This window comes from Rhodococcus sp. H36-A4, from assembly GCF_027158005.1.
In the GTDB taxonomy this organism is placed as follows: Bacteria; Actinomycetota; Actinomycetes; order Mycobacteriales; family Mycobacteriaceae; genus Rhodococcoides.
In genome coordinates this window covers 1-15,693 of record NZ_JAPVLQ010000016.1, presented here as the reverse complement: position 1 = coordinate 15,693, position 15,693 = coordinate 1, and the positions used below count along the sequence as shown (strand labels likewise).

The 15,693-nt window shown below is 62.4% G+C and carries 3 protein-coding genes; 1 reads left to right on the top strand and 2 read right to left on the bottom strand.

Annotation, left to right across the window (positions count from 1 at the left end; genetic code table 11):
• Nucleotides 1-304 (top strand): hypothetical protein (locus O1W68_RS21355; protein WP_269306991.1); only part of this gene is annotated, 304 nt, incomplete at its 5' end.
• 396 nt (nt 305-700) lie between these two features.
• Here O1W68_RS21355 and O1W68_RS21350 read toward each other — a convergent pair.
• Together O1W68_RS21350 and O1W68_RS21345 are read right to left on the bottom strand one after the other, a co-directional pair.
• Entirely contained in the window at nt 701-7,987 is a 7,287-nt protein-coding gene (locus tag O1W68_RS21350; protein ID WP_269306993.1) for a non-ribosomal peptide synthetase, read from the bottom strand.
• A 429-nt stretch (nt 7,988-8,416) separates the two neighbouring features.
• Nucleotides 8,417-15,693 (bottom strand): amino acid adenylation domain-containing protein (locus tag O1W68_RS21345; protein WP_442972431.1); only part of this gene is annotated, 7,277 nt, incomplete at its 5' end.

Here is a 15,693-nt window from a genome sequence, read left to right as displayed (position 1 = left end):
CAACACCCGAGCCAACCGCGAAGACAACGCATCCAACACCCGATACGACACAACCTCAGACCCACACACCAACGCCGAGGAATCCGGACACCGCTCCACCGCCGCCGCCAACAAATCCGGCAGCAGAGCAACGCGCGCCCGACGAGTGCGAGGCTTGCGCTTGTCCTTGCCGCGCCCGCTGGATCGACTTGATTTCGCCGCGGCCGACGGTTCCGGGGTGACGTCGGATTCGATGTCGCCCGAGTTCGGGTTTGTCGCATTCATCGGTGGGCAGTACCTCGCAATCGGTCGGGATACGGACTGACTTATCGTCGAGATTGTGTCGTGATCGCGCTGTTATAGCGGAAAACTACGCGCCAATCATAATGAAAAGTCTGTTTTGTACGTCACGAATCTACTCGGAAGGTTACCAAGCGCCGACCGACCTGCAATCACTCACGCCACGCTCGAACAGGGAAATCTGAGTTAGGTAGGCCCTGAAATGCGCCCTGAGCGCCCAAAGGAGCCCACAGCACTTTCGGCTATCAAAGCCGCTGACTACACCGACCGTCTTTTATCGGCCCATTTCGCTACAGGGCGACCGAAATAGAACCGTGATAGAAGTGAACACGCGACATACATGCGACAAGCAAGTCAAGTGCAGGTTTTCACCGAGAGTTCACACACAGTGACGGTCCACTCGTGTACAACGACTGGACCGTCAGCCGAAGATCGTCCAGCCCGCCGCGGAGTCGGACGCTGGAAGCTGCGTATCGACCGGATTCTCGGTGAGAACGACGGACACGAGATCTTCCGCCTCGATTCCCGCTTCCAGGTCCGCACCCTGAGCACGAGAGACGAACGCATGGGTCACCCACTGTTCGACGATCACCGACTCGGGATCCTCGGGTTCACCAGGCGCCGACACGACCATCGCCGAGCCTGCTGACGCCGCGACCGCGAACTCCAGTAGAGACCAGCTGGTGCCGAACCTCGCGGTCCCGTAAGTACGCGATTCGAAGGTCACCCCGAGGAGTCCGCGAAGCGAGTCTGCGATCGTGACGACATCGCCGTGGGAGAGAGGTGGGCCGTAGGCCAGAGGTGGGTCGACCCCGTCGAAGAAGGCGAACGGATCCTCGGGACGAAGAAGTCGCACTCGTTCCGAATACGCCACTGGTCGCGAGGAACGCTCGGCAACGGACTTGATCACCGAGTCGTCGTTCAGGACGATCCACCCGCCGACCGACCTCTCGACCGCCTCCGCCGCCTCCGCCGCCTCCGCCGTCGCCGCGATACTCACGACCGCGGTGCTCGACCTGGGACCGGTCACTGCACCACCACATTTGGCGACAGCCCAGAGTGTGACAATCTGCTCGACCGACCGCGGGATGGCGACGGCGACCGCATCCCCAGGTCCGACACCCCGCGATATCAGCTCTCGTGCCAACCGCGACGACCGTTCGTCCAACTCGCCGAACGAGATGTCGACGTCGCCGATCGAGATTGCAGGCGCGTCGGGGTCTTCGTCGACCACGGTGCGCAACACTTGGGCCAGCGTTGTCCCTTCGGCACCTGCGGTTGCTGCGATATCGGCCGAGGGTGCGGCTGTCAGGACGTGCCCCTGGTCGACCTCTGTGTCGGATTGGATGTCGATGTCCCCGACGACCACCTCGGTGCTGCCGGCGATCGCGTCGAGCACCAGGGTGAAACGCTCTCCAAAGCGCGAAATCGACTCTTCGTCGAACAGATCTGTCGCATAGGTGAACACGACCTGCAATCGATCGCCGACGCGTTCTACCGTCACCTGAAGATCGAACTTGGCCGCCAGTTCAGCGCCGTCGAGAACCGAGATGGACAACCCCGGAAGTTCGAGTGTGGCTTGCTCCTGATTCTGAAGCGACAGAACCACCTGGAAGATCGGGTGGCGGGCGACCGAGCGGGTCGGGGACACTGCGTCGACTACCCGCTCGAAAGGGACGTCCGCATTGGCGAAAGCGCCGAGGTCGACGCTCCGCACTCGGTCGAGAAGGTCATCGAATCGATCCGCGGGATCGACGTCCACCCGAAGGGCGAGCGTGTTGACGAACATTCCGACCAGCCCATCGAGCGCGGCGTCACCGCGACCGGCGACTGCAGTGCCGATCACGATGTCACGTCCGCCGCTCATCCGAGCCAACAGGACTGCAAGCGCGCTATGGACGACCATGAACAACGATGCGTTGTTGACACGCGCGATCCGGTTCAGCGAATCGGTCATCTCCGGAGTCAGTGACGTAGCCCAGGATCGTCCGCGCATCGACTGTTGGGGCGGACGCGGCCGGTCTGTTGACAGATCCAGCTCGTCCGGGACACCGAGCAGCTGTTCCGTCCAGAAACGGAGTTGGCCGGCTGCGATCGAGTCGGCCTGCTCTGCGTCACCCAGTACGTCATGCTGCCACAGCGCGTAGTCCGCGTACTGCACTGTCAGCGGAGCCCAGGCCGGGGCCGAACCGGAGATCCTTGCGACGTAGGCCGTCATCACATCTCGTGCGAGAGGTGCCATGGACACCCCGTCTGCCGAGATGTGGTGAACCGATACCGCAAGCACATGGTCGGTTTCGGTGAGCGCGAACAGTTCGGCCCTGACCGGTATGTCGATGGACACGTCGAAGCCACGCGAGATGGTGCCGCGAACCCGATCGATCAGTTCGGTTTCGCTCGCACACGCAATCGGTGCGAGGTCGAGTCCGACATCGGCGACTTCACGTATCTTCTGGAACGGGCCGTCCGCGTCGGTCGGATAACTCGTTCGCAGGCTCTCATGCCTACCGATCACATCGCGGATGGCTCTGTCGAGTGCGTCGAGATCGAGTTCGCCTGCCAACCGGATCGCCAGCGGAATGTTGTACACCGACGAGCCGGGATCGAGGCGGTTGAGGAACCACATCCGCTGCTGGGCAAGCGAAAGCGGAATACGCTCGGGACGTTCGGCAGCCACCAGTGTCCTTCGGCCACCTACACCGAGATGACGACTGGCGCACGATGCAAGTGCTGCCACAGTCGGAGCTTCGAAAAGCTCTCGAACGGACACATCACTGTCGAGTGCCGCGTTCAGTCTGGCTATGACTCTGGTTGCGTCGAGCGAATTGCCGCCGAGTTCGAAGAATGAGTCGTCCGCCCCGACCACTTCCTGGGACAGAACCGCTGCGAATACATCCGCGACCGCTTTTTCGGCAGGTGTGCTGGGCGCACGGAAGGGTGACCCCGATGCGTACACCGGCACCGGCAGTGCTCGATGGTCCAGCTTGCCGTTGACCGTCAACGGCAGTTCGTCCAGGATTTCGATAAGATCCGGCACCATATAGGCGGTCAAGAATTGTGCTGCAACAGAACGCAATCGATTGATATCGATGGACGCTCCAGCCGAGGGCACGACGTACGCGACGAGAGACTCGCCCTCGCGGTCTTCGGTATCGGCGCCCTGACGCAGGTCTCGGCGAACCATTGCCACCACCTGGGCGACGTCGGAATCTCGGAGCAACGCAGATTCGACTTCACCGAGTTCGATGCGGAACCCGCGCAGCTGAACTTGGGAATCACTGCGCCCGGCATACTCGAGCTGCCCGCCGGCATTCCAACGGCCTCGGTCGCCGGTCCGGTACATCACCGTTCCACTCGGTCCGAGCGGGTCGGCCACGAACCGTGTCGAGGTGAGTGCCGACTTGCCGAGGTAACCGCGGGCAAGTTGTCCGCCGCTCACATACAGCTCGCCTGCCACGCCGATGGGCGCGAGGCCCAGCCGCGAATCGAGAACACGGACCGTCAACCCTGGCAGCGCTTCGCCGATCACACTTGCTCTGGCCCTGTGCGCTATCTCCCGCGAGAGAGCGAGGAAGGACACGTGCACCGTGGTCTCGGTGATGCCGTACATGTTGACCAGCAGTGGACCGTTCTGATGACGGGCATACCAACGCTCCAACGAGCTCAAATCGAGCGCTTCACCACCGAACACTATGTAGCGCAAGGAGAGTGCCGGTGCACGATCCCCTGCGGAACGTTCAGCCTCGGCCAGCTGAGCGAACGCCGATGGCGTCTGATTGAGTACGGTGACGCTTTCACGTGCGAGCAGTTCGAGGAACTTCTCCGGTGAACGAGAGGTGTAGTAGTCCACTGTCACCAGCCGACCACCGGACAGCAACGGGCCCCAGATCTCCCATACGGAGAAGTCGAATGCGTAGGAATGGAACATGGTCCATACGTCGTCGCTGCTGAACTCGAACCGCTGCGCCGCGGCCGCGAACAGCGTTGTGACGTTTCGGTGGGTGACGGCGACACCCTTCGGGAGACCAGTCGAACCGGATGTGTAAATGACATACGCGACGTTGTCGGCGGACGCACTTCTCGGCAGCTCGGAGCCGGAGAGTGCGGATCCATCGAGCTCGGTCACCGACGCAGAATCGACGTCGACCATGGGACAGTCGAACGCGCCGATCGAGGCGAGTTCTGTCGAGGACGTGATCACGGCACCGGGTACTGCATCCCCGAGAATGTACGAGATGCGATCGATCGGGTTGCTCGTGTCGATCGGGAGGTATCCCGCACCGACTTTCAGAATCCCCAAGATCGCCGCGATCAGATCGACCGACCGTGGAAGCGCAACCGCCACCAGGCTTTCCGGTTGCACACCGGTCGCCGACAACGCCCGTGCAATCCGATTCGCTCTGCCGTCCAGCTCCGCATAGGTAAGGGTGTCATCGCCACTGGTGACGGCGGGCGCCCCTGGGTTCGCACGTACGGCAGCGTCGAAGCGCGCCACGAGCGTTGCATCGCCGGCATCGACGAGTTCGGTGCCCTCAGCGCTCAGCACCGCACGCTCGGCCTCGTCCATGATCTCGATATCGCCGATCACCACATCGGCATCCGCGACTACGGCGCTGACTATCGCGGTAAGCCTGCGAGCAAAACTGACCGCTGTTGTTTCATCGAACAGATCACGCGCATAGGTCAATTCGACGGCCAGCGGGCCTTCCCCACCAGCATCCGAAGCCAATTCAGTGATCGCCAACTGCAGATCGAACTTGGCTATCGCGACGTCGAGGTCCACGCCCGCCACAGTCAGGTCCGGCAGGGAGAACCGAGACGGCTCCAAGTTCTGGTAGGTCAACATGACCTGAAAAATCGGGTGGCGTGCGGCACTTCGTTCTGGGTCCAGAATCTCCACCAGCCGCTCGAACGGCAGATCGGCATGAGCGAACGCTTCGAGATCCACCCCACGCGCGGTGTCCAGCAGTTCACGGAAACGGAGGTCCGGCGAGGTATCGGTACGAAGCACGAGCGTATTGACGAACATGCCGATGAGGTTGTCGAGGGCCTCGTCACCGCGACCCGCAACCGGTGTGCCCACGACGATGTCGGTGGAGTCCGAAAGCCGTGACAGCAGCACGGCGAGTGCCGCGTGAACAACCATGAACACGCTGGCACCCGATGCCGTCGCCAAAGACCGCATCTGCCGATGCGTATCGGCATCGATTGTGAACGTATGTGTGGCACCGAGATTCGAAGCGACAGCTGGACGGGGGCGATCGAACGGCAGCGACAGCTCGGCCGGAAGGTCCGCCAACGCCTTCGTCCAGTACTCGATCTGATCGGAGATCACCGAATCCGACTCGAGTTCGGATCCGAGGATGTCGCGCTGCCACAGGGTGTAGTCCGCGTATTGCACAGGTAGCGGCGCGAAGTCGGGCACCGTGTTCTGGGTTCGGGCGTGGTACGCCGTCATCACGTCGCGAGTAAGGGGCCCCATCGAAACTCCGTCGCCGGAGATGTGATGTACCACGAACACCAGAATGTGCTCCTCGGCCGAGACCTGAAACAGCCGCACTCGAAGGGGCACCTGGGTTGTGACATCGAATCCGCTCGACACCGTATCCATCACGACGGCGGTGACATCGTCCGGATCGACGATGATCGGAGTGAGCTCTGCAAGAACGTCGTCCACAGAACCGATGCTCTGAAAACCGACGCCGTCGATGTCCGGGTACGACGTTCGAAGTGATTCGTGCCGTTCGATCAGGTCGCGGATGGAATGGAACAACGCACTCGCATCGAGCCGGCCGGACAACCGAATCGCAACCGGGATGTTGTTCACCGCGGATGCGATATCGAACCTGTTCAGGAACCACATCCGCTGCTGAGCGAGCGAGAGCGGAATCCGGTCGGGCCTGTCTCGAGGAGCCAGAGCAGCATGTGCGCCACCGAGTGATCGCGACTCGATCTCACGAGCGAGGTCACCGACAGCTGGATTTCCGAAGAGCAGCGGAACCGGGACTTTGACGCCCAGAGCCGCGCCGAGACGCGCAACCAACCGGGTTGCAACGAGGGAGTTTCCACCCAGATCGAGGAACGAGTCGGTTCTGCCGACGCGCTCGACTCCGAGCACCTCGGCAAAGATCTCTGCGACAGTTTTCTCCAACTCGGTGACCGGCGCCACGAATTCCTTGCCGGCAAAGACCGGCTCGGGCAATGCTGCCCGGTCGAGCTTGCCGACCGGAGTGAGCGGAACCGAATCCAGCTCGATGATCTGGGCCGGAATCATGTGTGCGGGCAACGTGCGGCCGAGGTGTTCGACGAGCTCGTCGGTGTCGAAGTCCATACCTGCAGTGGGTTGCACGTATGACACCAATGCTGTTTCACCGGAGGGAAGTTCGCGACCGACGGTGGCAGCGAATTGCACGTGCGGATGAGTGGTGAGCGTGCTGTCGACTTCACCCAACTCGATCCGGAAGCCACGAATCTTGACCTGAAAGTCGCTACGACCGAGGTAGTGGATGATGCCGTCGGAGTCACGTCGGACGACATCTCCGGTGCGATACAGGCGGGTGCCGGTCCCCGAGGCATTCTGCCCGGTTGCCGTCGCTTCGGGGAATGGATTGGCGACGAATCGTTCCGAAGTCAACGCTGATCGCTTGTTGTATCCCTCGGCGAGCTGCGCACCCGCTAGGTAGAGCTCGCCACTGACTCCTGCCGGAACTGGACGGAGCCGGTTGTCGAGCACGAATGCACCGACACCCGGGATCGGTGTGCCGATGACCGGCACTTCACCCACCACGAGAGGTGCCGTACTTGTTGCCAGGATGGTCGCTTCGGTAGGTCCATAACCGTTGAAGAACAGTCGCTGCGGCAATCCCGCGCCTCGTTCGGCGCCGACCCATCTCGTCACCAGTTCACCGGTGAAGGTGTCGCCGGCCACGACGACCGCTTCGAGGTCGGGAAGGCCGTTCGGATCTACCGACCCGAGCGCACCCGGCGTGATCAGTACGTGGGTCACGTGCTTCTCACGGAGCAGGTCGGCCAGTTCCTCGCCACCCCCGATCGACGGCGGAGCAACCACGAGCGTCGCACCGGAGGTGAATGCCAGCAACAATTCGAGGACCGACACGTCGAAACTGGGCGAACAGACGTGCAGCATCCGAGAGGCGGATGAGAGACCATAGTGCGGTCGCTCCGCCGACACGAGCGGTCCGAGACCGGAATGGGTCACCACGACGCCCTTGGGCAACCCTGTCGATCCGGACGTGTAGATGATGTAGGCCGCGTGCGACTCGAGCAACGGTCGCACCCGGTCCGCATAGGAGATCGGGTGCGCTGGGTAACTCTCCACGGCCGAAGCATGACTCGGGTCATCGAGCACGAGCCAGTCGACACCACGAGGAAGGCCTGCTGCGAAGGATTCGAGAGTGAGACCGAGTACGGCTCCTGAATCGGAGACCATGTGCTGCGTCCGATCGGAGGGATAATTAGGATCCACCGGCACGAATGCCGCTCCGGTCTTGGCGACTGCCCACACCGCAAGGACCGATTCGACGGACCGCGGCAGGGCGAGCGCGACTCGGTCGCCGGGACCGACCCCTCGTTCGACGAGCGCTCTGGCCAGCTGCGACGACCGTTCGTCGAGCTCGCGGTAGCTGACCGAGGTTCCCGCGGACATCAGCGCAATGGAATCGCCTGCTGTTTCGACCGCGCTCGTCAGCAGCTGCGGAAGTAGCTCTGTTCGAACACCGTGGCGACGGTTCGGACGTTCTCCTCGTGACCGGCGACCGCTTCCACGGGTAGCACCGTCGACCCGACTGCGGGACTCACTCGCACTCATGTCGTCGAGCCCTGTGTTCGATCTGGCCGGGTACGGAACGTCATGTATGCGGATCACCTTCGTTGTCGAAAAATTCGATGGTCTCGGCTCGGACTCTCCCAGGTCGCCGACAAGACACGGCTGAACAGACAGCCCAGTGTTGAACGGCCGTCCCGGGGTGGAACGCGCAGAGCAAGTTTAGCCAGCCCAGCTCGGCTCACCACCACACGATCGATCCGAGCCGATCGTGACCGGGTTCGCACGCCTCGGACATCTATCCCGTTTCAGCCGCATTCCGTTACCTCGCGAGCCCACAGCGCAGGTCGAGGGTCACATGGACGTCACAGTCCGCCCGTCCGTCCAAATCTCGACAGCGTCACCCGTCGCGGGCCCATCTGTGACGATCACGACTACCAGGTCGTCGAGATCCTCCGGACCCGACTGCTCGAGTACCTCGATCGGCACGAACGCGTGGGTCGCCCACGAGTCGAACAACAGGTCGGCCACCGAGGCAATGTCGACGTCCGGCTCACCCATGATGAGCGCGCCACCTCTCGACGTCACCGCGAAGGCCTCGAAGATGGACGCGTCGGAATCGAACGGCCCGTAGTGGAAGCTACGGGTGTCGTATCCCAGCTCGAATCGATCGGCGTAGTCCGCGATGCGAAGCATCAATTCCGACTGAGTGAGCGAACCCGAAGGCAGCGTGAGAGCTGTGTGATCTCCGGACAGAGACTGCAATCGGTCCGAGTACGAGACCGGATGCCGCGGTCGGGAAGCTGTTTCCCGGGCGAATTCGGCATCGTCGACGACGAGCCAGGTCGGACCCGTCGGTGCCGTTTCACGGTACTGCTCGACTGTGACACCGAAGGTGCCTTCGGCGAACGAACTGTGCGACCCGGGTTGCGAAGGAATTACCGCAGCACCGGTCTTGGCCACTGCCCACAATGCCTCGATCGCCGACCTCGAACGAGGGAGATGCACGACAACCGACATTCCGGGTCCGATGCCTCGTTCGATCAGCGAACGAGCAAGAGTGGACGAGGCGACATCGAGTGCTCGATAGCTGATCTCATCCTCACCGGCGACCATCGCGGGAGCCTCCGGGTCGTCCTCGACGATCTCCGCGAGCACCTGTGGAAGCACCTGCATATCCGAGCCGACGGATCGACGCGCACCCTGCGTGCCCAAATCCAGGTCCGTCGAGGCCATGACGACCTGCTCTCGTTCGTTCGCATCCAGAAGGTCGATCGTCCCCACTCGTGCAGTCGGGTCGTCGATCATCGCGTCCAGAATTCGAAGGAACCACCGACTAAGATCGGTCACGTACCGACCGTCGAGGACCGTGTCCAGGTACTTGAACGTCAGCTCGAGTCTTGCCTCGACGACTGTAAGAACCGTCAACGGGTAGTGCGTGGCGTCGTCGACGCCTACACCGGTGATCTGAAGGCCATCCACCGAACTTGCCGCAGCGATCGCGTCACGGTCGATGGGGTAGGACTCGAACACGAGGAGCGTGTCGAACAATCTGTCCACGCCGATGCGCTGCTGAATCTCGGTCAGACCTACATAGTGGTGATCGAGCAGATCCGCCTGCTGCCCTTGCAGCCGCACCAGAGTCTCTGCCCGCGAGTGCCCGTCTCCGACATCCACTCGAACCGGCAACGTATTGATGAATAGTCCGACCATCGACTCGACGCCGGCAAGGTCGGCCGGACGTCCCGACACGGTAGCGCCGAAGACCACATCTGCGCGTCCTGTGAGACGACCCAGAAGTATCCCCCACACCGCTTGCACGACAGTATTGACCGTCACACCCAGATTCGAGGCCATCGCCGACAGCACGCCAGTGCGCTCCTCCGACAGCGAGACCTCGATCTTGCCGATCCCCGGTACCGCCCCCGAGGGGCGTGCGCTTTCGGTGAGCAGCGTCGGTTCCGACACCCCGTGGAAAGCAACCGCCCAACGATCGAGCGAATCTTCTCGGTCACGGCCGTCGAGCCAGGACAGGAAGTTCCGGAACGGCCGCACTCTAGGCAGCACCGACGTGTCGGCACGGACTGCGTACAGCATCAACAGATCCTGCATGAGCAACGGCATGGACCACCCGTCGAGCAGGATGTGGTGACTGGTGATGCCCAGGTGCCAGGCATCCTCGGCGACCTTGATCAGCGTGAACCTGATGAGCGGTGGCTCGGACATATCGAAGCGCTCGGCCTGAGCGGCAACAAGTATCCGCTTCGCCTCCGCGCGTCGAAAGTCCTCGGGAACATCCATCAGGTCGATCTCGTGGAAGGGCAGTTTCAGAGCGCCGAGAACCACCTGGACCGGTCGGCCGTCACTGTCGGAGACGAACGCGGCTCGGAGATTGCTGTGGCGGTCGAGTAAGGCTTGCCCGGAAGCCCGCAAACGATCGGTATCGACGACACCGGACAGGTCCAGCACAGCCTGCATCGTGTAGACGTCCACCGTCGATTCGGTCATCATCGCGTGGAACAACAGCCCGGACTGCAGCGGAGTCAGAGGCCACACGTCTTCGACGCTTCGGTAGGTGGACTCCCACGAATCGATCTCGTCCTGAGTCGATTCGATCAAAGTCAAGTCCGACGGTGTCAGTCCACCTGCCTCGGCAGTGCGGCTGTGATCGGACAGGGCTTCCAGCGCCTCGGTCCACAGATCAGCCAATTCGGAAACATCCGCACGGTCCACCAGCCCGTTGGGGAACGCGAACGTGGCGCCCAATCTTGGACCATCTGGGCCGTCGGTCACGATGGCGTTGATATCGATGGTCGAGTTGGCGGGCATGTCCTCATCCATCGAGGCGGTCAAAGATCCGAGGGCGCCCGTCGGAGCCCATCCGAAGTCCGCCAGCTCAGCCGGAATCTCGGCCGAAGAAATCCGACCCAGATAGTTGAAGCTGATCTGACCGGACGGGACCGATTCCAGTTCTGCGGAGGTCTCGTCGTCGAGATACTTCAGCAGTCCGTACCCCATCCCGCGATCGGGCACCCGGTGAATTTGCTCCTTGACCGTTTTGACAGTCGCACCGGCGGTGGCACCACCGGCGAACGCGTCGTCGATGTCGATTCCATCCAGATCGAGCACCAATGGGTAAGCACTGGTGAACCACCCGATGGTCCGCGACAGATCAGCCCCTGGAACGACCGCTTCCTCGCGGCCATGACCTTCGAGTGCGAACAGCGCACTCGTGCTGGATATCCCACGATTTCGACGCCACCGAGCCACTGCCAATGCCAGGGTTGCCAGCAACCCGTCGTTGACGCCACCTCGGTAGAGGCGCGGCACGCGAGTCAGAAGCGCATCGGTCGTGTCGGCCGAAATCTCTACCTCGACGCGCTCGACGGTACCTGCGACATCGAGCGCCGGATCGAACTGCCGTCGACCGATCAGCGGATCGTCGAAGTTTGCCAGGGACTTCCAGATCGGCAATTCCTCACGTCGTGACGGCGCTGCGGCTGCCTGGATCAGCCCATGCGACCACCGACGCATCGAGGTGCCCACGGCCGGTAGCGATACCTGTTGCCCTGCAGCGAGTTGCGACCACGCGACCGCGAGGTCAGGGAGCAGGATCCGCCACGTGACACCGTCCACCACGAAGTGATGGGCCACGATGAGCAGCACACCGCGCCGACTTTCCTCGACGGTATCGGCGTTGCCTGCGGTGGGTGCTGCGGTGGTGAAATCGAACCAGACGAACTGGATCATCGCACCCGTAGCCGGATTCAGACGTCCCATCGCGGCGGACAACTTGTCGGAGGCCAGAGCTTCGAGATCGGCACCAGATATCGAAGCGTCCACACGAACCCTGTCGATGGCCGCGCCCACATCCACGCTGCCCTGTTCCCGAACGGCCATTTCACCGTTCGCGAATACCGCCCTGAACATGTCGTGGTGATCGACAATCGCAGTCAGCGTGGCCGTAAGAAGAGCCAGATCGATTTCTGCAGGCAAACCGACCGACACCGACTGGGAGAACCGATCCAAGCGCCCGCCCGCTTCCGTTACCTTGCGCATGATCGGAGTCAGTGGCATCTGCCCGACACCGCCGCCCGGCAGTTCGGACAGGACCGTGGCACGGTCCGCGTCCTCGAGCCGGACCGCCACTTCGGCAAGACCGGAAACCGACTTTCGTTCGAACACATCACGCGGAGTGAACGAGACACCCCGAGCCTTGGCTCGCGACACGAGCTGGATCGAGACGATGCTGTCGCCACCGAGCGCAAAGAAGGACTCGTCGACTCCTACCCTCGGCATACGCAATACATCGGCGAAGACCTCGGCGATGATCTCCTCGATATCGGTTTCGGCAGCCCGGTACACCTGCTCTTCGAACACCGGATCAGGAAGAGCGCGGCGGTCGAGTTTGCCGACCGGGGTCAATGGAACCTCGTCCAGAATCACGATCGACGACGGCACCATGTGCGACGGCAATGTCCCGCGCACGAACTCGGTTACCGCAACCGGATCCACCGAGGCACCGACTGCAGGCATCACGTAGGACACCAGAACCGTTGCGCCAGAGGGCAGATCCTTGCCGAGGGTGGCCGAGAAGGCTACCGACGGATGAGCGGCAAGTGCCGCGTCGACCTCTCCCAGCTCGACGCGGAATCCACGAATCTTGACCTGGAAGTCCGAGCGCCCGACGAACTCGAGTTCCCGAACCTCCGGTCCGGTCCACCTGACGAGGTCGCCGGTGCGGTACATCCGCGCACCGGTACTCGAATACGGGTCCGCGACGAACCTGGTTGCAGTCAGGGAACCCCGCTGGTGGTAACCACGAGCGAGCCCTTCGCCCGCAAGATAGAGCTCACCTGCGACACCGACCGGGACGGGCCGCAGACGCCTGTCCAAAACCCGCACCGACGTTCCCCGAACCGGTGCACCGATGGTGACCGGTCGTCCCGGTTCGAGCTCGGCGAACGTAGAGATGATCGTGGTCTCCGTCGGGCCGTAGCCGTTGAAATACCGGCGCCCCGGCGCCCACCGCGCGAGCAGTTCGGCGGTGGTCACGTCGCCGCCGACGGAGAGAACCCGAAGACTGTCCATGCCCTCGGGATCCATCGTGCCCAATACCGCAGGCGTGATGATCGAGTGAGTCACTTTCTCCGAGAGGAAGATCTCGGCCAGATCAGGACCGCCGATGACGTCCGAAGGAACGATCACCAGCCGAGCACCAGCAGCGAACGTGACCATCCATTCGAGGACGGAAGGATCGAAGCTGGGTGAACAGATGTGCAGGAATCGACTCTCCGGGCTCACACCGTACAAGTCGATCGCCGAATCGAGTACCCCACGCAAACTCGCGTGGGTGACCACCACACCCTTCGGCAGACCCGTCGAACCCGACGTGTAGATCACGTAAGCAGGGTGATCGGTCGTCAAAGTCGCGGTGCGGTCGCTATCGGTTACCGGATCGCTGGATTGCGTAGCAATCTCCTCGCGGAGTTCGCCGCCATCGAGCAACATCCAACTCCCGGCAGGCAACGCATCGACGTGCGCCGACGCTGTGACGCGTACGACGGCCGCCGAATCGGACAGCATGTGTTCGATTCGCTCCGACGGGTAGTTCGGATCGACGGGCAGGTGAGCGCCGCCGGCCTTGGCAACCGCCCAGACGCTCACGAGCATCTCGTACGATCGCGAGAACGCCAGCGCAGCTACGGTATCCGGTCCGACTCCGCGACCGATCAACACACGGGCCAACTGCGAGGACGTCTCGTCCAATTCGCGATACGTCACCGACCGACCCGAAATGCGGACTGCCACGGCCTCGGGGTCGAGAGCGACTCCCCGCGTCAAGATCTCCTGCAATGTCGAGGCCGAGGCTACTTCTCCGCCATGCGCATGAGTCAGAGCGTCGGCTTCACCAGCGCCCAGGAGTTCCAAATCACCGACCGGCTTCGACAGGTCCGCCACCGCATCGTTGAGCAACCGGACAAATCTCACCGCGAAGTCGGACACCGTCGACTCGTCGAACATGTCTGCGGCGTAGGAGAACTCTGCTGAGATGCCATCGAGTTCGCCACCGGAGAGGACGTGCTCGCGCAGTGTGAGCGACAGATCGAACTTCGCAATGTTGGCCTCGAACGGAACGCCACTGACATGCAAATTCGGTAGCCGAAGATCGGTCGACGGCAGATTCTCGAACGAGAGCGCTACCTGGAACAACGGATGACGGGTGGTCGACCGTTCCGGGTTGAGCACCTCCACGAGCCGCTCGAACGGAATGTCCGCATGCGCGAAAGCCTGCAGATCCGCCTCTTTTGCCCGGGCGAGGATTTCACCGAACGAGCGCTCCGACTCGACATGCGTACGCAATACCAGGGTGTTGACGAACATGCCCACCATGTCGTCCAGTTCGGACTGGCCCCGGCCTGCGATAGGCGCACCGATAGCGATGTCATCGGTGCCGGACATGCGGGCGAGGAACACCGCCATCGCAGTGTGCACGACCATGAACAGGGTGCTTCCCGTCGCTCGGGCTACGTCGAGCAACGCACGATGTAGCTCGGCATCGATTCGGAACGGAGCTTTCCCACCCTCATAGGTGCGAGTCGATGGGCGAGGTCGGTCGGTCGGAAGGTTCAGCTCGTCCGGCAAACCGGCCAAAGTGCTCTTCCAGTACGACACCTGCTGGGCAGCAATCGAATCCGGATCGTCCTCACTACCGAGAACCTCACGCTGCCACAACGCGTAATCGGCGTACTGCACCGGCAACGGAGCCCAACCAGGAGCCTCACCGGCAGAACGTGCCGCGTACGCCACCATCACATCACGCGTCAACGGACCCATCGACCAACCGTCGGCCGAAATATGGTGCGCGACCAGGACGAGCACGTATTCGTCCGTGCCTACCTGGAACAGCTCGCCTCGCATCGGCAATTCGCTGGTGACATCGAATCCGGCTGAAATGACCTGCTCGACACGCCGAGAAATATCGGCCGGATCCACCTGTTGCGGTACGAGTGTCGGTGCCGCAGCCGAGACAGTGAGAATCACCTGCGCCGCAATACCATCGGTTTCCGGATACACGGTACGCAACGACTCGTGGCGAGCGAGTACATCTCGCACCGCCGCATTGAGGGCATCGATGTCGAGTGCTCCCGACAACCGCACTGCGACCGGGATGTTGTTGACCGCGGATTCGGTGTCGAAGCGGTTCAGGAACCACATCCGCTGCTGCGCCAACGACAACGGCACCACACCCGGACGCTCCCGCGCCACCAACGCAACCCGATCCCCCGACCCCACCGACTGCTCCACCCGAACCGCCAAACCACCCACCGACGGCGCCTCGAACACCAACCGCACCGGCACCACCGCATCCAACGCCACACCCAACCGCGACACCACCTGCGTCGCAATCAACGAATTACCACCCAACGCAAAGAAATCATCATCGACACCCACACGATCGACACCCAACACCTCCGAAAACACCCGCGCCACCGCCTCCTCAACCGGAGTCGACGGAGCCCGAAACACCACAGCCTCGAACACCGGAGCCGGCAACGCCGCCCGATCCAACTTCCCATTCACCGTCAACGGCAACGCATCCAACACCACAAACGCCGACGGCACCATGT